Genomic DNA, 26,384 nt, shown 5'->3' with positions numbered 1-26,384 from the left:
CTGCTTTGGTCCAAATATCCTCGCCGAAGGCGTCATGCCCGATGCGGGGGACGGGTGGCTTCGTCGGGAAATGGGTATTTATACCAAGAAGAAGCGGGCATTACGGCCCCTCGACCCGCCAGTGCAGCGGGAAACCGGGATCGAAGAGGGTCACGGGGCCCGCCCCGGTTTCGATCTTTTCGGGGTAGACGACGGGGGCGCCCTTGGTCAGGGTGATCCGGTCCTCGTTCGGGGGCATGCGGTAGAAGGCCGGCCCGTTGAGCGAGGCGAACCCCTCTAGCTGATCCAGGGCGCCTTCGCGTTCGAACACCTCTGCCAGGCAGGACAGCGTGTTGGTGGCCGAGAAGATGCCGGCACAGCCGCAGGCGCATTCCTTGTTCGGGTCGGTATGCGGCGCGCTGTCGGTGCCAAGGAAGAACCGCGCATCGCCCGAGGTCGCCGCGGCCACCAGCGTATCGCGGTGGCGGGCGCGTTTGGCGACCGGCAGGCAGTAGTAATGCGGTTTGATGCCGCCAACCAGGATGTGGTTGCGGGTGATGATCAGGTGGTGTGTGGTGATCGTGGCGCCCAGGTCGGTCTCGTTCGCCTTGACGTACTCGACCCCGTCGGCGGTGGTCAGGTGTTCCATCACCACGCGCAGCCCCGGCGTGGCGCGGCGGATCGGGTCCAGCACGCGGTCGATGAACACAGCCTCGCGGTCAAAGATGTCGATTTCGGGGTCCACCACCTCGCCATGCACGCAAAGGGGGCAGCCGATCTCTGCCATCTTTTCCAGCACCGGGCGGACCTTGTCGAAATCGGTCACGCCACTGGCCGAATTGGTGGTGGCGCCTGCGGGATACAGTTTCACCGCCGCGATCAGCCCGCTGGAATGTGCCGCGGCCACATCGGCGGGATCGGTATCCTCGGTCAGGTAGAGGGTCATCAGGGGCGTGAAATCCGCCCCCTCGGGCAGGGCCGCCAGGATGCGGTCGCGATAGGCGGCGGCCTCGCGCGAGGTCACCACCGGCGGGATCAGGTTTGGCATGACGATGGCGCGGGCGAAGTGGCGCGCGCTTTCGGGCAGGACACCCTGCATCATCGCGCCATCGCGCAGGTGCAGGTGCCAGTCGTCGGGGCGGCGGATCGTGAGGGTCTGGGTCATGTCGGAGCAATACACCGATGCGCCGGGGCTTGCCAGCGGGATCAGCCCCGCACGGGCGGCAAATACACGATTCGCTCGCCCAAGCGTGATAGCTGCGATAAATCCGCGCAGCATGTCGGCGCGTATCCCTGCCTAAAGGGAGAAGCCATATGTCACCTGATGACCTGACCATGCAGATCGTGGCCTTTACCAGCCAGTGCGGCCACGGGGCGGACCCGGCCAAGGCTGCGCAAGCGCGGGGCTGGATCGACGAGGCGGGCCGCCCGACCAAGGACGGGCAGGCCCTGATTGCCGCGCTGCGCGAGCAATCCCGCTACGGCGCCTACCGGCTGGTGGGATGACCCGCCGCGGCGCGACGGGCGCCGATCACTTGAGGATGGAGCGGCCCGCGTAGACGGCGGTTTCGCCCAGCATTTCCTCGATACGGATCAGCTGGTTGTATTTCGCCAGCCGGTCCGAGCGCGACAGCGAGCCGGTCTTGATCTGCCCGCAATTGGTGGCCACGGCAAGATCGGCGATGGTGGCATCCTCGGTCTCGCCGGAACGGTGGGACATCACGTTGGTATACCGCGCGCGGTGGGCCATATCGACGGCTTGCAGGGTCTCGGTCAGGCTGCCGATCTGGTTGACCTTGACCAGCATCGAGTTTGCCACGCCCTGCGCGATGCCGTCGGCCAGGCGCGCGGGGTTGGTCACGAACAGGTCGTCGCCCACCAGTTGCACCTTGTCGCCCAGTTTCTCGGTCAGCAGTTTCCAGCCGTCCCAGTCATCTTCGGCGCAGCCATCCTCGATCGAGATGATGGGGTAGTCGGCGCAGAGTTTCTCCAGGTAGTCGACGTTTTCGGCGGCACTCAGCGACAGGCCCTCGCCCTTCATCTCGTACTTGCCGCCCTCGAAATACTCGGTCGAGGCGCAGTCGAGCGCCAGGTAGATATCATCGCCCGGTTTATAACCGGCCTTCTCGATGCTTTTCAGGATGAAATCCAGCGCCTCGCGGGTCGACGACAGGTTGGGGGCAAAGCCGCCCTCGTCGCCGATGCCGGTGTTGTGGCCCGCGGCCGAGAGTTCTTTCTTCAGCGTATGGAACACCTCGGACCCCATGCGCACGGCATCGCGGATATTGGCCGCGCTGACCGGCATGATCATGAATTCCTGGATGTCGATGGGGTTGTCGGCGTGCTCGCCCCCGTTGATGATGTTCATCATCGGCACGGGCAGGGTGCGCGCCGAGGTGCCGCCGACATAGCGGAACAGCGGCTGCATGCTGAAATCGGCCGCCGCCTTGGCGCAGGCCAGCGACACACCCAGGATTGCGTTGGCGCCCAGGCGGCCCTTGTTGGGGGTGCCGTCCAGATCGATCATCGCCTGGTCGATGGCGACCTGTTCGGTCACGTCCATGCCGGCCAGTTCCTCGGCAATCTCGCCGTTCACTGCGGCCACCGCCTGCAACACGCCCTTGCCCAGGTACCGGGCCTTGTCGCCGTCACGCTTTTCCACGGCCTCGTGCGCGCCGGTGGATGCGCCCGAGGGCACCGCGGCGCGGCCCATGGTGCCGTCTTCCAGGATCACGTCCACCTCGACGGTGGGGTTGCCCCGGCTATCCAGGATTTCGCGGCCGACGATGTCGATGATGGTGCTCATGGGGAGGCATCCCTTTTCTGCTGCACATGCACGGTTGGCGCCCTTCTAGCGCCGGGCGCGCGCAAGGGAAAGGGGCAGGGCGGGGCGGTCAGCGATTGTGCGCTTTGCGCGACAGACGTGCCTCGCGCCACAGGGTATACAGCCCCGAGGTGATCACGATGGCCGCGCCCACCAGCGTCAGCGCGTCGGGACGCTCGCCAAAGACCAGAACCCCGATGATCAGCGCAAAGATCAGACGGGTGTAGCGAAAGGGCGTGACCACCGCGACTTCGCCTACCCGCATTGCCTCGACGATGGCGTAATAGCCCGCCACGCCCATCACCAGCGCACCCCCCAGCCGCGCCCAGGTGACGGCGTCAATGGGGGCAGGGGCGGGGCCGAGTGCCAACAGGATAAGCCCCAGCGGCACCAGCATGGCAAAGGCATAGGTGGCCAGTTGCAGCGATCCGACGCTGCGCGGGGTGGCACGCGTGGCAAGGTCGCGCAGGGCCAGGCCGATCACCGCCATGACGGCGAACAGGGCGGCGGGATCGAACCCCGCCAGCCCCGGCCGTACGATCAGCAGCACCCCGAACAGGCCGATGGCAATCGCGCTCCACCTGCGCCAGCCGACCTGCGCGCCCAGAAACAGGGCTGCCCCCAGTGTCACGGCCAGCGGCGTGGCCTGCAGGATGGAAGAGGCGACCGACAGCGGCGTCAGCGCCAGCGCGGTGACGAATCCCAGGGTGCCGACAACCTCGCCCGTATTGCGCAGGATCACCGGGCGGGTCAGCAGCGCGCGCGACCACAGCCGCTGGCCGCGCGCCATCGCCATCGCGCCAAAGGCCAGCGCGCCGCCGGTCCCCAGGATCACCAGGATCTGACCCACGGGCAGCACCTCGGCCACGCGTTTGACGAACATGTCCTCCAGCGCGAATCCCGCCATTGCGGCGACCATCAGCGCGATGCCGCGCAGGTTTTCCATGGGCCTGTCCTTTCGGGTTGTTCAGCCCGATTAGCCCGGCCCGCGCGGCGGCGAAAGGGGGATCAGCGCTTTTTCAGCGGCACACCGTAGAGTTCCAGCCGGTGCCCCTTCAGCCGGTATCCCAGCTTTTCGGCGATCTTTTCCTGCAGGGCCTCGATTTCGGGGTCGCAGAACTCGATCACGGCGCCGGAATTGAGGTCGATCAGATGGTCGTGGTGGTCGCGTTCGGCGTCTTCATAACGGGCGCGGCCGTCGCCGAATTCGTGCTTTTCCAGGATGCCCGATTCCTCGAACAGCTTGACCGTGCGATAGACCGTGGCCAGCGAAATCCGCGGGTCCACGGCGCTGGCGCGGGTATACAATTCCTCGACATCGGGGTGGTCATCGCTGTCCTGCAATACGCGGGCGATCACCCGGCGCTGGTCAGTCATGCGCAGGCCTTTTGCCTCGCAGCGGGAAATGATGGTGTCCGGCATCCTGTCCCCCGGTTTCGGAAGGATGGTTTACAGGGCCGGCGGGGGCTTTTCCAGTCCCGTGCTGCGTCTCAGGTGCCGCAAAAGGTTTGCCGGACCTCTTCATGCACGGTGGGGGGGCGGCGCCAGTCGGCGTGTTCCGGCCGGTCGTCATAAGGTGTGGCCAGCACGTCCAGCATCGTTTCGAACGGGGCGAAATCGCCCACCAGCGCGGCGGCGATTGCCGCCTCTACCCGGTGGTTGCGGGGGATGACGGCGGGGTTGGCCGCGCGCATGCGGGCGGTCTGGGCCTCTGGCCCGTCAGCTTCGCGCGAAAGGCGATCCTGCCAGCGCGCGGCCCAGTCGGTGAACCCGGCAGCGTTCGTCAGGAGCGCTGTGCCCTCGGCCAGCGCGCGGAAGGTGTTGGTGAAATCGGCACCCTCGGCGGCCATCAGATCCAGCAACCCGTGGATCAGTTCGGCGTCGCCATCCTCGGCACGGGCCAGCCCGATCTTGGGGCGGAAGGTGTCTAGCCAGGCGGCCTTGAACAACTCGCCGAAGGATTCGATGGCCTCTGTCGCCTGCGTGACGGCGCGGTCCTGATCCGCGTCGATCAGGGGCAGCAGGCAGGTGGCGAACTGCGCCATGTTCCATACCGCCATATCCGCCTGCCGGGCATAGGCGTAGCGGCCCCCATGGTCGATGGAACTGAACACCGTGTCCGGGTGGTACTCATCCATGAAGGCGCAAGGCCCGTAGTCGATGGTTTCGCCCGACAGGGCGGCATTGTCGGTGTTCATCACCCCGTGGATGAACCCCACGCCCATCCAACGCGCCACCAGCCGGGCTTGCGCGGCAAGGACCGCGCGTAGCAGCCCCAACGCATCGTCGGCCTGCGGGTAGTGGCGCGCGATCACATGATCGGTCAGCAGGCGCAGCGCCGCGGTTTCGCCCCGCACGGCAAAGAACTGGAAGGTGCCCACGCGGATATGGCTGGACGCGACGCGCGTCAGCACCGCACCCGGCCTGCGCGTGTCGCGCCAGACATCCTCGCCCGTCATCACGGCGGCCAGGGCGCGTGTGGTGGGAATGCCAAGGGCGTGCATCGCCTCGGACACGATGTATTCGCGCAGCACCGGGCCAAGGGCGGCGCGCCCGTCGCCCGCGCGGGAAAACGGCGTGCGGCCCGCGCCCTTCAGCTGGATATCGCGGCGGTGGCCGTGGCGGTCCAGAACCTCGCCCAGCAGGATCGCGCGGCCATCGCCCAGTTGCGGCACGAAATGGCCGAACTGATGGCCCGCATAGGCCTGCGCCAGCGGCGCGGCGCCGTCCGGTACATGGTTGCCGGCCAGCATGGCGATCCCGTCCTCGGATGCCAATTGATCCGGGTACAGGCCCAATTCCCGGGCCAGGGCGGTGTTCAGGCGGATCAGCCGCGGGGCGCGGACGGGGTGCGGGGCCTGCCGCGCGTAGAAGGTTTCCGGCAGGCGGGCATAGCTGTTGTCGAAGGGGATATGCAGGGTCATGGGGCACAGATAGGGGCGCGGCCGCCGATTTCGATGGGGCAACGCGCATATCGCGGGGCAAGCGCGGCGACGCCTGCCCTGTGCCTACCGCGTCAGCACATCACCCAACGCCTGCAGCATGTCCAGGCATTGGCCCAACTGGTCGAAACTGATGAATTCATCCGCCTTGTGTGCCTGCGCGATGGATCCCGGCCCGCAGACGGCTGCCGCGCAGCCCAGTCCCTGAAACAGCCCTGCCTCGGTCGCGAAGGGGACGGTTTCGGCGCGGTCCTGGCCGGTCAGCTCCATCAGCAGCGCGCGCGCGGCGCTGTCCTCCATCGGTTCCAGCCCCGCAACCTCGCCGATCACCTCGGTCAGGATGTCGGCCTCGGGCATGACCTGGCGCATCGCGGGCAGCAGCGTATCGCGGACATGGGTCGCCATCGCGTCCTTGACGAAGGCGATGTCGGCGGCCAGCACGGGGCGCATTTCCCAATCCACCTCTGCGCGGCCGGGGATGACGTTATGGGCGTGCCCCCCGGCAATCCGGCCCAGGTTGACCGTGGTCCACGGGGGCGTAAAGGGGCTGTTTTCCGGCGCGCGTGCCTTAAGCACCTCGGCCAGGTCCATCAGGCGGGCGACATAGCGCACGGCGGCCTCGGCGGCGTTCACGCCTGCCGCGGGGTTCGATCCGTGCCCCTCTTGCCCATTGAACCGCACGGTATATTCGCAGCAGCCCTTGTGCGCCTCGACGATGCGCATTTCTGTCGGTTCGCCGATCAGCGCAATGTCTGGGCGGATGCCCCGTGCCGCCAGTTCGGCCACCAGCGCCTGACCGCCCAGGCAGCCGACCTCTTCGTCATGGGTAAAGGCGAAATGCAGGGGTTTCTTCAGATCCAGCGCGGCATAGGTCGGCGCCATGGCCAGTGTGGCCGCGATGAATCCCTTCATGTCGCAGGTGCCGCGCCCGTAAAGGCGTCCCTCGGCCTCGTGCAATTGAAACGGATCGGTGGCCCAGTCCTGATCGGTGACCGGCACAACGTCCGTATGCCCCGACAGAACGATCCCGCCGCCCGCCTCGCGCGGGCCGAGCGTTGCGAACAGGTTGGCCTTGTGCCCGCCGTCGTCGTGGAACAGATCCACATGCGCGCCCAGATCGCCCAGCATCGCGGCGATATGCACGATCATTTCCAGGTTGCTGTCCGATGACACGGTGGGAAAGGCCACCAGATCGGCCAGGATCGCGCGGGTCTGTTCCAGCGTGGGCATCAGGTCTTCACGTACAGCTTGCGGGGCCGGTCGCAGAAGCATTCGGCCGGGCCGTCCTCGCGGATCAGGATCGACTCGGTGATTTCCAGCCCCCAGTTTTCCATCCAAAGGCCGGGCATGAAGTGAAAGGTCATGCCCGGCTCCAGCACGGTTTCATCCTCGGGGCGCAGGGAAATCGTCCGCTCGCCCCAATCGGGCGGGTAGCTGATGCCGATGGGATAGCCGCAGCGCGCGCCCCGCTCGATGCCCGCGCGTTCCAGGGGGGCGGCCAGCGCATTGGCCACGTCGCAGGCGCGATTGCCCGCCTTGGCGGCCCACAGACCGGCCTCGATCCCCTCGATCAGCGCGGCTTCGGCGGCGCGCATGTAATCAGGCGGCTCACCCAGGAACACCGTCCGGCAGAACGGCGCATGATAGCGGCGATAACAGCCCGAGATTTCGAAGAACGTCGCCTCGCCGGTTGCAAAGGCGCGCCCGTCCCATGTCAGGTGCGAGGCCGCCGCATCCGCGCCCGAGGGCAGCAGCGGCACGATCGCCGGGTAATCGCCCCAATCGCCGTCCAGCCCGGTCAGGGCGTCGCGGTAGATATCGGCCACCAGCTCGTTCTTGGGCAGGCCCGGTTCGATCCGGTCTACCACGCCGTCGATGATCTTTTCGGAGATCTTCGCCGCGCGGCGCATGAAGTCTAGCTCTTCCTCGGATTTCACCGTGCGCTGCCAGTTCACCAGGGCGGTGGCGTCGACCAGATCCGCCTGCGGCAGGGACTCACGCAGCGTCATATAGGCCTTGGCGGAGAAGTAGTAATTGTCCATCTCCACCCCGATCCGTTTGGCACCATACCCCAGGTCGTGGATGATCCCGGCTAGTTGCTGCATCGGGTGGCGTTCGGTGGATTGCACGTAATTGTCGGCGTAATGGGTGATATGCACCCCCGCCATCCAGACCGTGCGGACCGCGCCGTTTGCGTCCTGCTGGCGGCCCCACCACATCGGGTCGGCGTCGTGAAAGATCAGCACCCCCTGATGGACGTAGAACGACCAGCCGTCATAGCCGGTCAGCCAGGCCATGTTCGACGGATCCTCGACGAACAGAAGGTCGATGCCGCGCTGTTCCATCGCGCGGCGGACAAGGCCCAGGCGGCGTTCATACTCGGCCAGGCTGAAGGGGGCGCGCCCCTCGGCGGCATAGCCGAACTGGACGATCTGCTCGGTCATGGTGTTCAAAGCTGCTCCTTCGGCCGCGCTTGACTTCGGGCTGGGCCGCGTGATGCTGTCCGGGGGTTGCCCGGGCGGGCCTGACGCGACCGGCCCATGTGACGGAACAGCAGGATCGGCGTCAAGGGCTGTCCAAGGGCGGCGGGAAATTGCGCTGAAACGACAAGGGGATGACGGTGGCGCGCCCGAAGCATGATGAAATCTTGGGCGGCGCTGCCCCCATCCGGGGCCATCCGGTGACCGGGTCGCCTGTCGCGGTCCCAGCCGCCCCGGATGTGCCGGGAAGGAACCGGCCCTGATGCTGCGCCTGGACGACCGCGATATCGCCATCCTGCGCATCCTCTCGGCAGAGGGGCGCATCACCAAGGCGGATCTTGCCCGCCGCATCAACCTGTCGGCCACGCCGGCCTGGGAACGGCTGAAACGGCTGGAACGGGCGGGCCTGATCGCGGGCTACCGGGCTGAGTTGTCGCTGCGGGCGCTTGGGCCCCATGTGACCGTTTTCGTTGCCGCCGAACTGGATGGCCACAAGGTCGAGGATTTCACCCGGTTCGAGGGCGCGCTGGACGAGTACCCCGAGATTACCGCCTGCTGGGCGCTTGGGGGCGGCTTCGATTACCTGATGCAGGTCGTCACCCGCGATATCGACAGTTACCAGCGGATGATCGACCGGATGCTGGCCGACCGGATCGGGCTGGCGCGCTACTACACTTACGTTGTCACCAAGCCGGTGAAAGGGCCAGAGGCCCCGCCGCTGGCCCTGCTGGCCGGTTTGCAGAAGGATTGACTGCCCCGCGCGAGGGTCGCAGTTGATCCTTCTGTGCGGGCCGGGTGATTTGGTCCCCTTCTCTGCGCGGGCCGGTGCATCCTTCCCCCATCCCGACAGCGGAAGGAGACGCGCCATGACCCTGCATCATTCCCTGCCCAAATCGGCCCTCGCCGATCTGAGCGACCCGCGCCTGGTGCGCAGTTTTGCCTATGTGGGGGGCAAGTGGACCGGCGGCAGCGCCGGGGGCACCTTTGCAGTCACCGATCCGGCCAGCGGTGAGTGGCTGGGCGAGGTCGCGGCCCTGACCGAAACCGACAGCGCCGCCGCGGTCGATGCGGCCCAAGCGGCCTTTGCCATCTGGTCCGGCATGCTGCCGCAGGAACGATCCGCCCTGCTGCGCCGCTGGTTCCGCCTGATGGAGGAAAACCGCGAAGATCTGGCGCGCCTGATGGTGCTGGAACAGGGCAAGCCCCTGTCCGAGGCGCGCGGCGAGATCGACTATGCCGCCTCCTTTCTGGAGTTCTACGCCGAAGAGGCCAAGCGCCCCAATATCGAGGGCGTGACCAGCCATCTGGCCGACGCCGAGATGGAGCTGTGGCGCGAACCCGTGGGCGTGGCCGCGCTGATCACGCCGTGGAACTTCCCCTCGGCCATGCTGACGCGCAAGGCGGGCGCGGCGCTGGCGGCGGGCTGCACGGTGGTTGCGCACCCCTCGCACGAAACGCCGTTTTCCGCATTGGCCCTGGCGGAACTGGCCGAACGCGCGGGGCTGCCCCCGGGCGTGTTCAACGTGGTCACCGGCGATGCGCCCACTGTTGTCGCACCCTGGACGCAGGATACCCGCGTGCGCGCGCTGTCCTTTACCGGGTCGACGCAGGTGGGGCGGCTGCTGTATCGCCAGTCGGCCGAAACGGTGAAACGTCTGGTGCTGGAACTGGGCGGGCACGCGCCCTTCATCGTCTTTGCCGATGCCGACCTGGACGAGGCGGTCGCCGAGGCGATCAAGGCGAAATTCGCGACCTCGGGGCAGGACTGCCTGGGCGCCAACCGCTTCTATGTCGAGGCGCCGGTCTATGACGATTTCTGCGCCCGCTTTGCCGAGGCAACGGCAAACTTGAGCGTGGGGCGGGGCCTTGACGACCCCGACATCGGCCCGCTGATGAACGCGGCCGCCATCGCCAAGCAGGAAGAGCACGTCGCCGACGCGCTGGATCAGGGTGCGCGGCTGCTGACCGGGGGCACCCTGCACGAGGCCGGGCCGCTGTTCTATCGCCCCACCGTACTGGCCGACGTGCCCGATGGGGCAAAAATCATGGCCGAAGAAACCTTTGGCCCGGTGGCGGCGATCACCCCCTTCGAGACCGAGGAAGAGGTGATCGCGCGGGCCAACGCAACCGAGTACGGATTGGTCGCCTATGTCCACACCCGCGCGCCGCGCCGCATCTACCGCGTGGCCCGCGCCCTGCAATTCGGGATGGTCGCGGTCAACCGGACCAAGGTCACCGGTGCGCCGATCCCCTTTGGCGGCATGAAGCAGTCGGGCCTGGGCCGCGAGGGCGCCAGGCTGGGGATGGAGGCCTTTACCGAAGTGAAGTATGTCTGCCGCGACTGGGCATGATGATGCCGCCGGGGATCGATGTTTCTGCGAAAATCGGGCCTCCGGCGGGGGTATTTGAACCAAGAAGAAGGAGGGGGCAGTGACCCCTTCCGAACGGAGAAGGACGCGAAATGCTGAAGAACGACATGCTGGAGCAATGGGACCGGGATAACTTCTTTCACCCCTCGACCCACCTGGCGCAATTCGCCCGTGGCGAGGCCCCGCAGCGGGTGGTCAAGGGCGGTCAGGGCTCCTTCATCGAGGATCGCGAGGGCAACCGCCTGCTGGACGCCTTTGCCGGGCTTTATTGCGTGAACGTGGGCTATGGCCGGACAGAGATCGCCGAGGCCATCGCCGAACAGGCGCGCGAATTGGCCTATTACCACGCCTATGTCGGCCACGGCACCGAGGCCAGCATCACGCTTGCCAAGATGGTGATGGACCGCGCCCCCGATCACATGTCCAAGGTCTATTTCGGCCTGTCCGGGTCGGACGCGAACGAGACCAACATCAAGCTGGTCTGGTATTACAACAACATCCTGGGCCGCCCCGAGAAGAAGAAGATCATCTCGCGCTGGCGGGGCTATCACGGGTCGGGGCTGATGACCGGGTCGCTGACCGGGCTGGGGCTGTTCCACAACAAGTTCGACCTGCCGCTGGACGCTGTGCTGCACACCGAGGCGCCCTATTATTTCCGCCGCCCCGATCTGGATATGTCCGAGGCCGATTTCGTCGCCCATTGCGCGTCCGAGCTGGAAGCGCTGATCGAGCGCGAGGGCCCGGAGACCATCGCCGCGTTCATCGGCGAGCCGGTGATGGGCACCGGGGGCATCGTGCCACCGCCCGCCGGGTATTGGGAGGCGATCCAGCCGATCCTGGAAAAGCACGACATCCTGCTGATTGCGGATGAGGTGGTCACCGGCTTCGGCCGGTTGGGCAGCATGTTCGGCTCGGACCATTACGGGCTGAAGCCGGACCTGATCACCATCGCAAAGGGCCTGACCTCGGCCTATGCGCCGCTGTCGGGGTCCATCGTGTCGGACCGCATGTGGAAGGTGCTGGAACAGGGCACCGACGAAAACGGCCCCATCGGCCATGGCTGGACCTACTCGGCCCACCCGATCGGGGCGGCAGCCGGGGTCGCCAACCTGAAACTGATCGACGAGATGAACCTGGTGCAGAACGCGGCCGAGGTCGGTGGCTATTTCACCGCAGCCATGACAGAGGCCCTGCTCGAACACCCCCACGTGGGCGAGGTGCGCGGCGAGGGGATGTTGTGCGCCGTGGAACTGGTCGCGGACAAGGGCGCGCGGACCTTTTACGACCCGGCGGGCAAGACGGCGGGGGCCGTGGTCGCCGAGATGGTCAAGGAGGGCGTGATTTCCCGCGCCATGCCGCAGGGTGACATCCTGGGCTTTGCCCCGCCGCTGAGCCTGAGCCGCGAAGAGGCCGACCAGATCGTCGCCACCACTGCCAAGGCCATTCGTACGGTTCTGGGCTGATCTTCGGCCCCCGGCGGCGGTGTCGCCGGGGGCTAGTCCTGCGCCACGGGCCGGAATGTCATCTGCGGCCCGGCCAGGTATTCCCGCCCCTTAAACATGCCCTGCCAGTAGATCGGCGGGAACAGCCGTTCCTTCAGCATCCACGCCAGGTGCGAGGGGCGCGTGCCGTCGATCAGCCAGGTCGGCAGGCTGGGCAGAGGCGCGCCGTCATAGCCGAATTCCGCCAGCACCACCTTGCCCCGTTCCACCGTCACCGGGCACGATCCGTAGCCGTCATAGCGTGCGGGCAGGGCGGTGCCATCCAGGGTGGCCAGCGCGTTGACCGCGGCGACGGGGGCCTGTTTGCGCACCGCGGCGGCAGTCTTGGCGTTGGGGGTGGAACAGCCGTCCCCCAGCCCGAAGATGTTGTCGAACCGCGTATGGCGCAGGGTGCCGGGGTCCACGTCCACCCAACCCTGCGCATCGGCAAGGGGCGATCCGGCCACCACGTCCAGGGGCGCCTGGGGCGGGCTGACATGCAGCATGTCGAAGGGGTGTTCGACCTGCGCGCCGTCGCCGGTCTGCAAGGTCGCGCGCCGGGCGGGGCCGTCCACGGCAACAAGGGTGTGACCGCATGCGATGTTCACGCCATAGCGCCTTGCATAACCGTCCAGCGCGGGGGCGAAGGCGGGTACGTGAAAGAAACGCTCGGCCGCCGTGCAGAAGGTGACGTCGATTTCGTCCAGAACACCCGCCCGGCGCCAGGTGTCGGCGGACATGAACAGCGCCTTGTGCGGTGCGGCGGGGCATTTGTAGGGCAGGGGCGGCGCGGTGAACAGCGCCCGGCCGGACCGCATTCCCCGCACGAGATCGCGGGTATAGGGGGCCAACTCGCCCCGGTAATTCGACGTGACGCCGTGTTCGCCCAGCGTTTCCCGCAGGCCCGGCACCGCGTCCCAGTCCAGTTTCAGGCCCGGCGCGACCAGCAGCACCCGATAGCCGAAGCGCGCGCCATCCTCCAGCGTCACCTCGGAGGTATCGGGGTCAAAACTGGCCACGGCGCCGCGGATCCACTTGGCGCCCTTGGGCAGGATGTCGGCTGTGCGGCGCACGGTATCGGCGCGGTCCAGCAGACCCGCGCCGACCAGCGTCCAGCCGGGCTGATAATCGTGGTGCTCGCTCGGCTCTACAATGGCCAGCTTCAGACCTTGCCGCCGTTTCAGGAGCGAGGCCGCGGCAGCGATCCCGCCCGCGCCGCCGCCGATCACCAGCACGTCATAGCGCACGGGTTCCGTGCTGCCGACCGGGGCGCCGAAGGCCTCGTCCAGCAGGGGTTTCAACCCCTCCAGATCGTATCCCGCCTGCGCGGTCGCAGCCAGGATAGCCTGTGGCGACAGCAACCGGGCCCGCGCCAGCGCCCAGACCGAGGACGAGCGGTTCCCGGTCCGGCAATACGCCAGGATCGGCCCCTTGCAGGTTTTCAGCACCTCGTCGAACCGGGCGACGGCCTCGGGCGTCATCCGGCCCGGACGGATCGGCAGGAAACGGTATTCCAGCCCGGCGGCGCGCGCCGCCTCGGCGATCTGGGCGGCGCGGGGCTGGTTGTCGGCCTCGCCGTCGGGGCGGTTGCAGACGATGGTCTTGTAGCCCGCTGCGGCGATGCCGGGCACATCCTCGGGGCCGATCTGCGGCGCGGCCGCGAAACTGGGCGAGATCGGCCTGATTTCCATGCGGCGGGTATCCTTCCTCTGATGGCGGCGGTGGGGGCCAATCCTATCGGCTGGCCCCCGCCCGGCAAGGGCCGGTCGACGCGATCAGTCGGAACAGAGCCGGGCCACCAGCATCAGCGGCCAGTTCTGGCGGGAAAGATCGGGGATGCGGTGGGCCGCGCCCATATGCTCTTCCTCGTCGGTATAAAGGCTGGGTGTGACCACCACAGGCAGCCCGGCCCCCATCGCGGAATGCAGGCCGATGCGGCTGTCCTCGAAGGCCATGCAATCCTTGGGCGGCAGGCCCAGCCGTTTCAGCGCAAGGTTGTAGATCTCTGGGTCGGGCTTCTTGTGCGCCACCTCGTCGCCCGAGGCGATCACGGGGAACACATCGGCGGCTGCCTTGCCCCAGCAGGCGCGGGTCAGCGCCTCGACATTGGGGCGCGAGGTGGTGGTGGCCAGCGCCAGTTTCAGACCGGCCTCGCGTGCCTTTTCGATCAGGTCGGCCACGCCGGGGCGCAGTTCCAGATGACCGTGGGCGATCAGCGCGCCATAGCGCGTGGTCTTGTCCTTGTGCAGGGCCTTGATCTCGTCCCCGGACAGACGGCGCGCACCCTCGGGCAGGGTGGCCTGAAAGGCTGCGATCCGTTCCTTCCCGCCGCCAGTCTTCAGCAGCACGCGGTAGTCGTCGCGGCTCCAGCTCCAGTCCAGCCCCCATTCGGCGAAGGTTTCGTTGAAGGCCTGCCGGTGGAGCTCTTCCGTCTCCGCCAGCGTGCCGTCCACGTCGAAGATCAACGCCTGCAAGGTCATCGGTTTTCTTCCGCCAGGCGGCCGGCGATGGCACTCAGCACATCGAAATCGTCAAAGCGGGCCTCGTGCGGGATTTCGTGCAGGCCCTTGTGGCGATACCCCTCGGTGAAAAGGGCGAATTTCATACCCGCGCGCTGTGCGCATTCACCGTCGATTTCGCTGTCGCCGATATAGACGGCCACGCGCGCCCCCAGCTTGTCCTTGACCGCCAGCAGCGGCGCGGGATCGGGCTTTTTCGTCCCGACCGTGTCGCCGCCGACCACGGCGCCGAAATACTTGTCCAGCCCAAAGGCCTGAAGGATCGCGCGCGACGGTCCCTCGGGTTTGTTCGTACACAGGCCCAGGGCGAACCCCTCGTCATGCAGGGATTCCACGCAGTCCTGAACGCCGGGAAACAGCGTTGTCAGCGTGGCGGGGTCGGCCTCGTAATGCTTCAGGAAGCTTTCCAGCATCGCCGGGTGGCGGTCGGCAGACAGGCCGCGCGCCGCGATCACCCGTTCGATCAGCACATGGACGCCGTTGCCGATGAAATCGCGCACTGTGTCCAGATCCAGTTCGCCGTCGCCGGTTTCGGCCAGCGTCTTATTCACGGCGGCATGGATGTCGGGCGCGCTGTCGATCAGCGTGCCGTCGAGGTCGAAGATGATGGCCTTCACGCGGCGTCCTTCCATTTGATCGAGCAGCCCATGGAGGGGATCTGCTCCTCTGGTCCGTGGCCGGTTTCGGCCACCTGTTTCATTGCCTCGAACAGATCGCGGCGCAGGTCGGGGGGACCGGCCTGCTTGCGCGAGGCATCCAGCCGACCGCGATACTGCAACCCCAGACCGGCATCGAAGCCGAAGAAATCGGGGGTGCAGACGGCATCATAGGCGCGCGCGACCGACTGATCCTCGTCATAGAGATAGGGGAAGGGTAGGTCCAGTTCCCTGGCCAGTTCCTTCATCTTGTCGAAGCTGTCCTCGGGGTAGGCGTCCGCGTCGTTGGAGCTGATGGCCACGACCCCGATCCCCAGTCCCTGCAACGCGCGCGCATCGCGGATGATCCGGTCGCGCACCGCGATCACGTAGGGGCAATGGTTGCAGATGAACATCACCAGCGTTCCCTTGGGGCCGCGCACGTCCTCCAACCGCCAGGTCTTGCCGTCGGTGCCGGGCAGGGCAAAATCGGGGGCCTGCCAGCCGAAATCGCAGATCGGGGTCGAAACGGCCATTATTCGAACTCCATTTCCGTGTAGACGACGCCGGCGTTCTTGGTTGCCAACTCTTCGTAGGTGTCCAGATGCGCGTAAGGACTCTGGTCCACATAGTAGGCGTCATTCAGGCTGCCACCGTTGTCCAGATGTTCGCCAATCTTGCCGCGCAGGTAGACCAGGTAATCATGGGTGTAGCGGCGCACCTGGGCCACGTTGGTCGGGTGGCCGTGGCCCGGAATGACGTAAAGCGCACCCAGGGGTTCGAATGCCTCGTTCCAGGTCTCGATCCAGCAGCTTGTGCAGGTTTCCGAGAAGATCGGCGGCATGCGTTCGTGGAAGGCCACGTCGCCCGCGATGATCAGCTTCTGTTCGGGCAGCCAGACGGAAATGTCGCCCTCCGAATGGGCAGGGCCAAGGTGCAGCACCTCGATTGTCATGTCGCCCATCTCGATGTCGTAGCGGTCCTCGAAGGTCAGGTTCGGGCCGACCGCCTCGGTGCCGTCGGAATTCTCGCGGGCGTAGCGCTGCATGCCGGACAGGATCTGAAAGGCGTTGTCCTCGAACACCGCCTTGGCATCGGCGTGGGCCAGGATATCCACCCCCTGCGCCGCCCAGTAGCTGTTGCCCAGCATGGCGTGGCCCTGGCCGTTTTCGTTGATGACCAGGCGCACGGGCTGATCGGTGACGGCCTTGATTTCCTGATGCAGCGCCTCGGCCAGTTTGGCGTTGGCGCCCGCGTTCACAACGATCACCCCGTCGCCGGTCACGATGAAGGACAGGTTGTTGTTATGGCCTGCGTTTTCATAGGTCGGCGGCGCGGTGGCTCCGATGGCCGAGTAGACATGCGGGATCACCTCGACCGGCTTTTCGTACAGAACCGATTGGGGGTACTGGTCTGCGATATCCTCGCTGGCGAACGCGGGCGCTGCCAGCAAGGCACAAGCAAGTGCTTTGCGGATCATGGTTGAATTCCTCCCTTATGCCACAAGCATAGACGCATTCATATGTGTGAGGCTAGGGGGAAGACGCGGCACCCGGCCCGTTGGGGCGGGGTGGGGGCACTGGGCGGCGGATTACATCGCCATGGGCCAGAGGGCGAAACGCCCCGCGTCCGGGTGTCGGGCGCGGAGCGTTGGATATGATGGATCAGGCGGCCTGTTGCGCGGCCTCGGCGGCCTCGCGGATGGCGCGGATATTGGCGCCGTAGACCTCGGGCGTATCGACCGAGCCGCCCTTGAACACGGCAGAGCCCGCGACCAGAACGTCGGCGCCCGCTGCCACGACCAGCGGCGCGGTTTCGGGCGTGATGCCGCCGTCGATCTGGATGTGGATCGGGCGGTCGCCGATCATCTTGCGGATCTTGCGGGTCTTTTCCACGCCGGAATGGATGAACTTCTGCCCGCCGAAACCGGGGTTCACCGTCATGATCAGGACCATGTCGCACAGGTCCAGCACGTCCTCGACCGCCTCGGCGGGGGTGCCGGGGTTCAGCACGACACCGGCCTTGACGCCCTGCGCCTTGATCGCCTGCAACGTGCGGTGGATATGCGGGCCCGCCTCGACATGGGCGGTAATCATGTCCGCGCCGGCCTCGGCATACGCTTCGATATAGGGGTCCACCGGCGCGATCATCAGATGCACGTCCATGAAGGTTTTGACATGCGGGCGGAACGCCTTCACCGCGGGGGGGCCGAAGGTGAGGTTCGGGACGAAATGCCCGTCCATCACGTCCACATGCACCCAATCGGCGCCCTGCGCCTCGATGGCCCGGATTTCCTGCCCGAAATTGGCGAAATCGGCCGACAGGATCGACGGCGCGATCTTGATGGAACGGTCAAACATCTCTTCGTTTCCTCCCGAAGGTTTGGGGTGCGCGGACCGGGAGGGAAGGGAAGACCCCCCGGCCCGCGCCGTTGGACTGGGCGCGCTTAGGCGGCAACGCCCAGTTTCTCGCGCCAGCCCGGGTAGAGCTTGTCAGCGTCGTTCTGGAAGCTTTCGAAGGCGCGGGCCAGTTCTTTGTGCTCCTTGGCGTAGTCCACCAGGTTCACGCCAGCCTTCCAGGCGTCATGCGCCTGACCCAGCGACTTGGCCCCGGCGGTGCCACCGTCCAGATGCCCAAAGGCGCCGCCGCCCGAGGTCTGGATGATGTTGGCGTGGCCCAGGTTGTCAAAGAAGCCCGGCAGGCGCAGCGCGTTCATCCCGCCCGAGATGATCGGGGTGGTCGGCTTCATGCCCTGCCATTCCTGGTGGTAGTAGGGGCCATCGGCGGCGTCCTGCTCCAGCATGAAGGCGATGGCCTTGTCTGCGGCGTCGCCTTCCATCTTGCCAAAGCCCATGGTGCCGGTGTGGATGCCCGAGGCCCCCGACAGGCGCGACATCTTGCAGTGCACGAAAGCGGTATAGCCGCGCTTGGACTGGGGCGAGGTCACGGCGCCGTGGCCCGCACGGTGGTAGTGCAGGAACTGCTTGGGGAAGTTGCGGCGGCAGGCGGTCACGGCAGTCGGGCCGGCAACGTAGCCATCCACCAGGAAGGCGACGTGATCGGCGTCGGGGCCAAAGGTTTCCAGGATGTATTCGCCGCGGGCGATCATCTCGGCCGGATCGTCGGCGGTGATGTTGGCCGAGAACAGCTTGGCCTGGCCGGTTTCGTCCTGGGCGCGCTTCATCGCGTCGGCGACCAGGGTGATCGTGTCCTTCAGCGGTGCGAAGACCTGGTTGCCCTGGGGTTCGTCGTTCTTGATGAAATCGCCGCCCAGCCAGAATTCATAGCAGGCATCGGCAAAGGGCTGCGGGCGCAGGCCGAGTTTCGGCTTGATGATGGTGCCCACGACCATGCCGCCGTTTTCGATCGGACGGCCCAGAACGCGCCACATGTCCTGAATGTTCATCGACGGGCCGTCGAACAGGCGCAGATAGGCGGGCGGCACGTAGAAGTCGTGCATCTTGGCGTATTCAACGTCGCCCATGCCCTGGTTGTTGCCGATGGTCAGCGTCAGGAAGGACGCCAGCATCGCGCGGCCGTCGATGATGTTCCGGTCGAACAGCTCGATCGGATAGGCGATCTTCATCAGCTCTTTCTCTGGGTCGATCTCATAGACCAGCGCGTCGACGCCCTTGGTGAAATCGTCGGTGGTGCAGACCTCGACATTCGTGCCGGTCGAGCTTTCGGCGGCGAAATGGGCGGCGACGGACAGGTAGTCGCCAAAGCCCTCTTTCGGCTTCATGATGTAGGCACACAGAACGTGGCGGCCGCCTTCGATAAGCGCTTTCTCATCGAGGTCAAGACGCGCGTAGCGGTTTGACTGGTCCATTCGGTTATTCCTCCCGAGGGGTTTCGGTTTCGCGCGTTTCCGGTTTTTCGCAGGCGCCCGGCCGTTTCCACGCAGCCGGGCACCCGGTGTCGTCAGGTCTTAGTTGACCTTGGGGTCCAGGCTGCCATCGGCGTAGCGGGCGGCCATGTCATCCATCGAGATCACGTCGATCTTGGAGGCGTTGCCCGCGGTGCCGAAACGTTCAAACCGGTCGAGGCACAGCTTGGTCATTTCTTCCATCGCGGGGATCATGAATTTCCGCGGGTCGAATTCGGTTTTCTTTTCCATCGCGACCTTGCGGAACTGGCCGGTCAGGGCCATGCGGTTGTCGGTGTCGATGTTGACCTTGCGCACGCCCGACTTGATGCCGCGCTCGATCTCTTCGACCGGCACGCCGTAGGTCTGGGGCATCTCGCCGCCGAACTCGTTGATCAGGTCTTGCAGGTATTGCGGCACGCTGGACGAGCCGTGCATCACCAGGTGCACGTCCGGGATCTTGGCGTGGATCTTCTCGATCTGGCTGATCGCCAGGGTTTCGCCGGTCGGTTTCTGGCTGAACTTGTAGGCGCCGTGGCTGGTGCCGCAGGCGATGGCCAGGGCGTCGACCTTGGTCAACTTGACGAAGTCGGCGGCCTCGTCGGGGTCGGTCAGCAGCTGGTCTTTCGACAGCTTGCCCTCTGCGCCCGATCCGTCCTCTTTCGCGGCCTCGCCGGTTTCCAGGTTGCCCAGAACGCCCAGCTCGCCCTCGACCGAGGCACCGACCCAGTGGGCCATGTCCGACACGGCCTTGGTGATGCGGACGTTGTAGTCCCAATCGGCGGGTGTCTTCATGTCTTCTTGCAGCGAGCCGTCCATCATGACCGAGGTAAAGCCGTGCTTGATGGCGCTCAGGCAGGTGGCCTCGTTGTTGCCGTGGTCCTGATGCATGCACAGCGGGATGTTCGGGAACATCTCGGCCAGGGCCTGGATCATGTGGCGCAGCATGATGTCGCCGGCGTATTTGCGGGCGCCGCGGCTGGCCTGCATGATGACGGGCGCGTCGCATTTTTGCGCCGCGTTCATGATCGCCAGACCCTGTTCCATGTTGTTGATGTTGAAGGCCGGGACGCCGTAGCCGTATTCGGCCGCGTGATCCAGCAGTTGCCGCATGGTAATAAGAGCCATCGTATCCTCCGTCAGGCTGCGTGTTCTTTGCGTTCCAAGGCTGCAAGGCCGGGCAGGGTGCGGCCCTCCAGCCAGTCCAGGAATGCCCCACCGGCGGTGGAGACATGGGTAAAGTCTTTCATCACGCCGGCCGCGTTCAGCGCCGCCATCGTGTCCGCGCCCCCCGCCACCGAGACGCACAGACCGGCGCGGCTGTGCTCGGCCACGGTCTTGGCCAGCGCGTTGGTGCCCGCGTTGAAGGGCGGGGTTTCATAGGTGCCAACCGGGCCGTTCCACAGGATCGTCCGCGCGCCGCGCAGGATGTCCTGATAATGGGCGACCGTTTCGGGGCCGATATCCAGGATGCGCCGGTTGGCGCGGATGCCCCCCAGCGGCACGGGATAGGATTTCACGTCGCTGCGCTGGTTGCTGGCGACGATGAAATCCTTTGGCGTCACGATCTCGCAGCCGGCGACCATCGCCAGGGCCGAGATTTCCAGAATGTCCTCGGCATATTCGCGTTCCACGAAGGACCGGCCGATGGAATAGCCGCGCGCGAACAGAAAGGCGTTTGCCAGCCCGCCGCCCAGCAGGATCGTGTCGATCTTGGGGGCCAGACGTTTCAGAACGCCCAGCCGGGGCGCGATGCTGCCCCCCCCGATGACCGCGACCGAGGGGTATTGCGGTTCGTCCAACGCGCTTTCAAGGGCGGTCATCTCTTTCATGAAGAGCGGCCCGGCGGCGACGGTTTCGGCGGCCAGCACCGCCGAGGTGGTCGAGGCATGCGCCCGGTGACAGCAGGAAAAGGCGTCGTTGACGTAGATATCGCCCAGCTTGGCCAGTTGGGCGCCCAGCATCGGGTCGTTCTGCTCTTCGCCGCGTTCGAAGCGCAGGTTCTCGCACAGCAAGACCTGGCCGGGTTCCAGCAACTCGCTGGCGCGTTCGACGATCGGCCCGGCGCAAGTGTCGTTAAAGATGACGGGACGTTGCAGTGCCGCCTCCAGCGCGGGTTTCAGCCGCTCTGTGGTCAGGTGCGGCGTCAACTCGCCCTCGGGCCGGCCCAGATGGGTCAGCACGACGATGCGCGCACCCTGGTCCAGCAGGGGTTTCATCCCTTCGGCGAAGCGGGCGATACGCGTGGTATCGCCCAGCCCCTCATGTATCAGCGGCACGTTCAGGTCTGCCCGCACCGCAAGGCGCGCGCCCGAAACATCCCAAGATGTCAGGGGCGTCAGCGTCATCAGAGCAGCGCCCCCATCGCGACAGCGGTGTCCGACATGCGCGAGGAGAAGCCCCACTCGTTGTCGTACCAGGTCAGAATGCGAACCATCGTGCCGTCCATCACCTTGGTCTGATCCATGTGGAAGACCGAGGAATGCGGGTTGTGGTTGAAGTCGGTGGAAACGTTCGGCTCGTCCGTGTAGCCCAGAACGCCCTTCATCGGGCCATCGGCGGCGGCGCGGATCGCGGCGTTCACTTCCTCGACAGTGGTCTCGCGCGAGGCTTCGAACACCAGGTCCACGACCGACACGTTCGGCGTGGGCACGCGGATCGCGACGCCGTCCAGCTTGCCGTTCAGTTCCGGCAGCACCAGACCCACGGCCTTGGCCGCACCGGTCGAGGTCGGGATCATCGACATCGCGGCGGCACGGGCGCGGTACAGGTCCTTGTGCATGGTGTCCAGCGTCGGCTGGTCGCCGGTGTAGCTGTGGATCGTGGTCATGAAGCCGCGGTTGATGCCGATGGCGTCGTTCAGCGCCTTGGCCACCGGCGACAGGCAGTTGGTGGTGCAGGAGGCGTTCGACACGACCATGTCGTCGGCGGTCAGCACGTCATGGTTCACACCGTAGACGATGGTCTTGTCCGCACCGGCGGCGGGCGCCGAGACCAGAACCCGCTTGGAGCCGTTTTCCAGGTGCATCGCGGCCTTTTCGCGGGCGGTGAAGATGCCGGTGCATTCCATCGCGATGTCCACACCGTCCCAGGGCAGTTCCTTGGGGTCGCGGATCGCGGTCACCTTGATCGGGCCACGGCCCACATCGATGGTGTCACCGTCGACCTTGACCTCGCCGGGGAAACGGCCGTGGACGCTGTCATAGCGCACCAGGTGGGCGTTGGTTTCCACCGGACCCAGGTCGTTGATGGCGACCACCTCGATATCGGTGCGGCCCGATTCCACGATGGCGCGCAGAACGTTGCGGCCGATCCGGCCGAAGCCGTTGATTGCAACTTTAACAGTCATCTTCCATCCCTTCTTACTTGATCAGTTCCTTGGCGGCCGCGGCCACCGCTTCGGCAGTGATGCCGAAATGTTTGTACAGTTCGCCCGCCGGCGCCGAGGCACCAAAGCCGGTCATGCCCACGAAGGCCGCGTTCTGGCCCAGGAGCGGTGCCCAGCCCTGTTCGACAGCGGCTTCCACGCCCACGCGGGGCGCGTCGCCCAGCACGGATGTCTTGTAGGCGTCATCCTGCGCGGCGAAAAGCTCGAAACAGGGGGCAGAGACAACGGCGGCCTTGATGCCCTCTTCGGCCAGCAGGTCGGCGGCCTTCATCGCGATCTCGACCTCGGAGCCGGTGCCGATCAGCGTGACGTCGCGTCCGCCCTCGGCCTCGCGCAGGACATAGGCGCCCTTGGCGACCATGTTTTCCGCCACATGCTCGGTGCGCAGGCAGGGCAGGCCCTGGCGCGACAGCGACAGCATCGAGGGCGTGTTTTCGAACTTCAGCGCGGCCTGCCAGGCCTCGGCGGTTTCCACCACGTCGGCGGGGCGGAAGACGTTGAGGTTGGGCATCGCACGGTACGAGGCCAGAACCTCGACCGGCTGGTGGGTCGGGCCATCCTCGCCCAGACCGATGGAGTCGTGGGTCAGCACGTAGATCACCCGCACGCCCATCAGTGCGGCCAGGCGGATCGCACCGCGCCCGTAATCGGCAAAGATCAGGAAAGTGCCGCCATAGGGGATGAACCCCCCGTGCAGCGCGATCCCGTTCATGATGGCGTTCATGCCGTGTTCGCGCACGCCGTAGCGGATGTAGTTGCCCGAGAAATCGCTGGCGGTGACGTCGGTCATGTCGCCCGTCATCGTCAGGTTGGACCCCGTCAGGTCGGCAGAGCCGCCCGCGGTGTTGGGCAGGGTGGCGTTGATGACCTCAAGCGCCATCTGGCTGGCCTTGCGGGTGGCCACCTTGGGCGCGTCCGCCGACAGTTTCGCCTTGTAGGCGTCAATGGCGGCATCCAGCGCGGCGGCGTCGGGGTTGGCCATCGAGGTCTGGAACGCGTCCTTGTGGGCGCTGGCGGTCAGGCGGGTTTCCCAGGCCTCGCGCGCGGCGCGGCCGCGGGCCGACACGGCGTGCCAGGCGTCGTACACCTCTTGCGGGACGGTGAAGGGGGCGTGGGGCCAATCCAGCGCCTCGCGCGCGGCGGCGATTTCCTCGTCGCCCAGGGGGGCGCCGTGCACGCTGTGGCTGCCCTGCTTGTTGGGCGCGCCAAAGCCGATGATGGTGCGGCAGGCGATCATCGAGGGCTTGTCGGTCACCTCGCGGGCGGCCTGGATCGCGGCGGCGACGGCCTCCTTGTCGTGGCCGTCAACGGCCTGTACGTGCCAGCCGGCGGCCTCGAACCGCATCTTTTGGTTCATCGAGGTGGACACGTCGGTGGACCCGTCGATGGTGATCTGGTTGTCATCCCACAGCACGATCAGACGGCCCAGACCGTGGTGGCCGGCAAAGTCGATGACCTCGTGGCTGACGCCTTCCATCAGGCAGCCGTCGCCGGCGATCACGTAGGTATAGTGATCGACCAGTTCGTCGCCAAAGCGGGCGTTGTGCATCCGCTCGGCCAGCGCCATGCCGACCGCCGAGGAAAAGCCCTGGCCCAGCGGGCCGGTCGTGACCTCGATGCCCTTGGCATGCCCGTATTCCGGGTGCCCGGCTGTGCGATAGCCCATCTGGCGGAAGTTGCGCAGCTGGTCCATATCCATGTCATCATAGCCCAGCAGGTGGTTGATCGCATAGACCAGCATGGAGCCGTGGCCCGCGCTCATGACGAAGCGGTCGCGGTCGGCCCATTTGTCGGCACTGGGGTCGATTTTCATGAAGCGGTTGAACAGCACCGCGGCGATGTCGGCGGTGCCCATCGGCGCGCCCGGGTGGCCGGAATTCGCAGCCTGGACCGCGTCCATGGACAGGGCCCGGATGGCGTTCGCCATCAGGTCTTCGGCAGAGGTGTCGATCTGGGTGGGGGCGTTCATTGTCGGTGCCTCCTCAGGCGCGCTTGGATTCAGAGACAAGACGCTCGATCATCGGCGTCAGGATCAGCTGCATCGCCAGGTCCAGCTTGCCGCCGGGAATGACGATCGAGTTGGCCCGGCTCATCCACGAACCGTGGATCATCGAGATCAGGTAGGAAAAGTCGATCCCGCGCGGGTTCTTGAAGCGGATGACCACCAGGCTTTCGTCCGGGGTGGGGATCCAGCGGGCGACCAGCGGGTTGGAGGTGTCGACCACCGGCACGCGCTGGAAGTTGATGTCGGTTTCGGTGAACTGCGGGATGATGCAGTGCACGTAGGAATGCATCCGGCGCAGGATCACGTCGGTCACCGCCTCGGTGGTGTAGCCGCGCTTGGCCTTGTCGCGGTGGATCTTCTGGATCCACTCCAGGTTGATGACCGGCACGACGCCGATCTTCAGGTCGGCATATTGCGGCAGGTTCACCTCGTCGTTGACGACCGCGCCGTGCAGGCCCTCATAGAACAGCAGGTCCGAACCGTCCTCGAACGGGGCCCATTCTGTGAAATTGCCCGGCGGGACACCGTATCTTTCGGATTCTTCGTCGTCATGGACATAGTGGCGGGTCTTGCCGGCGCCGGTTTCACCGTATTCGCGGAACACGCGTTCCAGCTCTTTCAGTTCGTTCGCCTCATAGCTGAAATGGCTGAAGCCGTGGTTGCCGGCGGCATATTGGCGGTCCAGCTCGGCTTTCATGTCCTTGCGGTTGAACTTGTGGAACGCGTCGCCCTCGATCGACACGGCCTTGACGCCTTCGCGGCGGAAGATCTGGTCGAAGGTGTGCTTGACGGTCGACGTGCCGGCCCCGGAGGAGCCCACGACGGAAATGATCGGGTGTTTCTTGCTCATGACTGTCCTCCCAGGAACTCTTAGACGCGGAACAGGCCGCGGTTGCCGAACAGCGCGTTGACTTCTTGCTCGGGCAGATCGTGATAGGCGGCAACACGGCTGACCTTGTCGGTCGAGCCGAAGACGAAGGGCGTGCGGGCGTGCAGCTTGTCGGCGGTTTTCGACAGGATCGGGTCTTGCGCATCGGTGGCCAGGCCGCCGGCCTGTTCGATGACAAATCCGATGGGGGCGCATTCGTAGATCATGCGCAGGCGGCCCTGCTCATACCCCTTGCGCGAGTCGCCGGGATACAGAAACACGCCGCCGCGGGTCAGGATGCGGTGGGTTTCAGCCACCAGCGAGGCCACCCAACGCATGTTGAAGTTGCTTTCGCGCGGCCCCTCTTCGCCGGCCAGGCAGTCGTCGATATAGGCACGGATCGGTTTCGGCCAGTGGCGGTAGTTGGACGCGTTGATCGCGAATTCGCGCGAGGTCTGCGGAACCTTCACCGCCTCGTCGACCAGCACGAACTGCTTGCTATCGGGGTCCAGCAGGTATTCCTGCGTACCCTTGCCGAAGGTGACGACCAGCATGGTCTGCGGCCCGTAGATGATATAGCCGCCGCCCAGCTGTTCGTTCGCCGGACGCAGGAAGGACGCGTCGCCGTCCGCCTTGGCATCGAAGATCGAGAAGATGGTGCCGATGGACACGTTCACGTCGATGTTGGACGAGCCGTCCAGCGGGTCGATCGCCAGGGCGTAGGTGCCGTTGGGGTCCAGTTCGACGACATCGTCCTGTTCCTCGGACGCATACCAGCGCACATCGGCGGTCTTGAGCTTTTCGGCGAAGGCGTCATCGGCCATCACGTCCAGCGCCTTTTGCGTGTCGCCGCCCAGGTTTTCGCCGACCGAGGCACCCAGGGCGCCACCCAGGGGGCCGCGCTGAATCGTATGGGCCAGCTCGGCACCGACCTCGCACAGCGCATTCATAAGGGGCTGAAGGGCTGCGGGGATATGCTGCAAATCCCGGATCGGATTCTCGTTCTGCATAATTTCCTCCCGAATCTGA

General features: G+C 65.9%; 24 protein-coding genes. 4 read left to right on the top strand and 20 right to left on the bottom strand.

Going from position 1 to position 26,384, the window contains the following annotated elements:
• Window positions 1–100: 100 nt before the first annotated feature.
• The gene (gene pyrC, locus EV656_RS08265) at window positions 101–1,144 is read right to left on the bottom strand and encodes a dihydroorotase (RefSeq protein WP_132602144.1); all 1,044 of its coding nucleotides are present in this window, start codon (window positions 1,142–1,144) and stop codon (window positions 101–103) included.
• Between the two features lie 149 nt (window positions 1,145–1,293).
• On the opposite strand from pyrC, the gene EV656_RS08260 reads away from it, so the two are divergent.
• Window positions 1,294–1,485, top strand: coding sequence for a hypothetical protein (locus EV656_RS08260; RefSeq protein ID WP_132602141.1), 192 nt, complete (start codon window positions 1,294–1,296; stop codon window positions 1,483–1,485).
• A gap of 25 nt (window positions 1,486–1,510) precedes the next feature.
• Here EV656_RS08260 and eno read toward each other — a convergent pair whose 3' ends face one another.
• The 6 genes from eno to EV656_RS08230 form a co-directional block, all read right to left on the bottom strand.
• Complete coding sequence (gene eno / locus EV656_RS08255) at window positions 1,511–2,785, bottom strand: phosphopyruvate hydratase (RefSeq protein WP_132602138.1); 1,275 nt, start codon at window positions 2,783–2,785, stop codon at window positions 1,511–1,513.
• Between the two features lie 88 nt (window positions 2,786–2,873).
• Window positions 2,874–3,749, bottom strand: a complete 876-nt coding sequence (locus EV656_RS08250; RefSeq protein WP_132602135.1) for a DMT family transporter — start codon at window positions 3,747–3,749, stop codon at window positions 2,874–2,876.
• A 62-nt stretch (window positions 3,750–3,811) separates the two neighbouring features.
• Window positions 3,812–4,225: a Fur family transcriptional regulator gene (locus tag EV656_RS08245; RefSeq protein WP_132602132.1), complete on the bottom strand. Its 414-nt coding sequence runs from the start codon at window positions 4,223–4,225 to the stop codon at window positions 3,812–3,814.
• A 68-nt stretch (window positions 4,226–4,293) separates the two neighbouring features.
• The gene (locus EV656_RS08240; RefSeq protein WP_132602129.1) at window positions 4,294–5,727 is read right to left on the bottom strand and encodes a protein adenylyltransferase SelO; all 1,434 of its coding nucleotides are present in this window, start codon (window positions 5,725–5,727) and stop codon (window positions 4,294–4,296) included.
• A gap of 84 nt (window positions 5,728–5,811) precedes the next feature.
• Window positions 5,812–6,975, bottom strand: a complete 1,164-nt coding sequence (gene argE, locus EV656_RS08235; RefSeq protein WP_132602126.1) for an acetylornithine deacetylase — start codon at window positions 6,973–6,975, stop codon at window positions 5,812–5,814.
• The gene (locus EV656_RS08230; protein WP_132602123.1) at window positions 6,975–8,189 is read right to left on the bottom strand and encodes a M24 family metallopeptidase; all 1,215 of its coding nucleotides are present in this window, start codon (window positions 8,187–8,189) and stop codon (window positions 6,975–6,977) included. Before EV656_RS08230 ends, argE begins: the two co-directional genes overlap by 1 nt.
• Window positions 8,190–8,490: 301 nt before the next feature.
• Between EV656_RS08230 and EV656_RS08225 the strand changes: the two genes are divergently transcribed.
• The 3 genes from EV656_RS08225 (at window position 8,491) to EV656_RS08215 (ending at window position 12,057) form a co-directional block, all read left to right on the top strand.
• The gene (locus EV656_RS08225) at window positions 8,491–8,976 is read left to right on the top strand and encodes an Lrp/AsnC family transcriptional regulator (RefSeq protein ID WP_132602487.1); all 486 of its coding nucleotides are present in this window, start codon (window positions 8,491–8,493) and stop codon (window positions 8,974–8,976) included.
• 115 nt (window positions 8,977–9,091) lie between these two features.
• The gene (locus tag EV656_RS08220; RefSeq protein ID WP_132602121.1) at window positions 9,092–10,576 is read left to right on the top strand and encodes an NAD-dependent succinate-semialdehyde dehydrogenase; all 1,485 of its coding nucleotides are present in this window, start codon (window positions 9,092–9,094) and stop codon (window positions 10,574–10,576) included.
• 110 nt (window positions 10,577–10,686) lie between these two features.
• A complete protein-coding gene (locus EV656_RS08215; protein WP_132602118.1) occupies window positions 10,687–12,057 on the top strand; it encodes an aspartate aminotransferase family protein in 1,371 nt (456 codons plus the stop codon).
• A 32-nt stretch (window positions 12,058–12,089) separates the two neighbouring features.
• Here EV656_RS08215 and EV656_RS08210 read toward each other — a convergent pair whose 3' ends face one another.
• From EV656_RS08210 to EV656_RS08150, 13 genes are all read right to left on the bottom strand, one after another.
• A complete protein-coding gene (locus EV656_RS08210) occupies window positions 12,090–13,766 on the bottom strand; it encodes a bifunctional protein tyrosine phosphatase family protein/NAD(P)/FAD-dependent oxidoreductase (RefSeq protein ID WP_132602115.1) in 1,677 nt (558 codons plus the stop codon).
• Between the two features lie 84 nt (window positions 13,767–13,850).
• The gene (locus EV656_RS08205; protein ID WP_132602112.1) at window positions 13,851–14,555 is read right to left on the bottom strand and encodes an HAD family hydrolase; all 705 of its coding nucleotides are present in this window, start codon (window positions 14,553–14,555) and stop codon (window positions 13,851–13,853) included.
• Window positions 14,552–15,211, bottom strand: a complete 660-nt coding sequence (gph, locus tag EV656_RS08200; RefSeq protein ID WP_132602109.1) for a phosphoglycolate phosphatase — start codon at window positions 15,209–15,211, stop codon at window positions 14,552–14,554. The genes EV656_RS08205 and gph overlap by 4 nt, the downstream gene beginning before the upstream one ends.
• On the bottom strand, window positions 15,208–15,765 hold the full coding sequence (locus EV656_RS08195) for a thioredoxin family protein (RefSeq protein WP_132602106.1): 558 nt from the start codon (window positions 15,763–15,765) through the stop codon (window positions 15,208–15,210). The genes gph and EV656_RS08195 overlap by 4 nt, the downstream gene beginning before the upstream one ends.
• Window positions 15,765–16,709: an MBL fold metallo-hydrolase gene (locus EV656_RS08190; protein ID WP_132602103.1), complete on the bottom strand. Its 945-nt coding sequence runs from the start codon at window positions 16,707–16,709 to the stop codon at window positions 15,765–15,767. The genes EV656_RS08195 and EV656_RS08190 overlap by 1 nt, the downstream gene beginning before the upstream one ends.
• Window positions 16,710–16,893: 184 nt before the next feature.
• Complete coding sequence (rpe, locus tag EV656_RS08185; protein ID WP_132602100.1) at window positions 16,894–17,589, bottom strand: ribulose-phosphate 3-epimerase; 696 nt, start codon at window positions 17,587–17,589, stop codon at window positions 16,894–16,896.
• A gap of 86 nt (window positions 17,590–17,675) precedes the next feature.
• Complete coding sequence (locus EV656_RS08180; protein WP_132602097.1) at window positions 17,676–19,058, bottom strand: ribulose-bisphosphate carboxylase; 1,383 nt, start codon at window positions 19,056–19,058, stop codon at window positions 17,676–17,678.
• Window positions 19,059–19,157: 99 nt separating this feature from the next.
• Window positions 19,158–20,222: a class II fructose-bisphosphate aldolase gene (gene fba, locus EV656_RS08175; protein ID WP_132602094.1), complete on the bottom strand. Its 1,065-nt coding sequence runs from the start codon at window positions 20,220–20,222 to the stop codon at window positions 19,158–19,160.
• An 11-nt stretch (window positions 20,223–20,233) separates the two neighbouring features.
• Complete coding sequence (locus EV656_RS08170) at window positions 20,234–21,442, bottom strand: phosphoglycerate kinase (protein ID WP_132602091.1); 1,209 nt, start codon at window positions 21,440–21,442, stop codon at window positions 20,234–20,236.
• A complete protein-coding gene (gap, locus tag EV656_RS08165) occupies window positions 21,442–22,443 on the bottom strand; it encodes a type I glyceraldehyde-3-phosphate dehydrogenase (RefSeq protein ID WP_132602088.1) in 1,002 nt (333 codons plus the stop codon). Before gap ends, EV656_RS08170 begins: the two co-directional genes overlap by 1 nt.
• Before the next feature lie 13 nt (window positions 22,444–22,456).
• Entirely contained in the window at window positions 22,457–24,451 is a 1,995-nt protein-coding gene (gene tkt, locus EV656_RS08160) for a transketolase (protein ID WP_132602085.1), read from the bottom strand.
• 13 nt (window positions 24,452–24,464) lie between these two features.
• A complete protein-coding gene (locus tag EV656_RS08155) occupies window positions 24,465–25,337 on the bottom strand; it encodes a phosphoribulokinase (protein ID WP_132602082.1) in 873 nt (290 codons plus the stop codon).
• Between the two features lie 20 nt (window positions 25,338–25,357).
• Window positions 25,358–26,365, bottom strand: coding sequence for a class 1 fructose-bisphosphatase (locus tag EV656_RS08150; RefSeq protein ID WP_132602079.1), 1,008 nt, complete (start codon window positions 26,363–26,365; stop codon window positions 25,358–25,360).
• Window positions 26,366–26,384: the final 19 nt, after the last annotated feature.

Source organism: Rhodovulum adriaticum, assembly GCF_004345735.1.
GTDB lineage: Bacteria > Pseudomonadota > Alphaproteobacteria > Rhodobacterales > Rhodobacteraceae > Rhodovulum > Rhodovulum adriaticum.
Note: the sequence above shows the minus strand (reverse complement) of the source record. Positions and strands in the feature narration are given on the sequence as shown.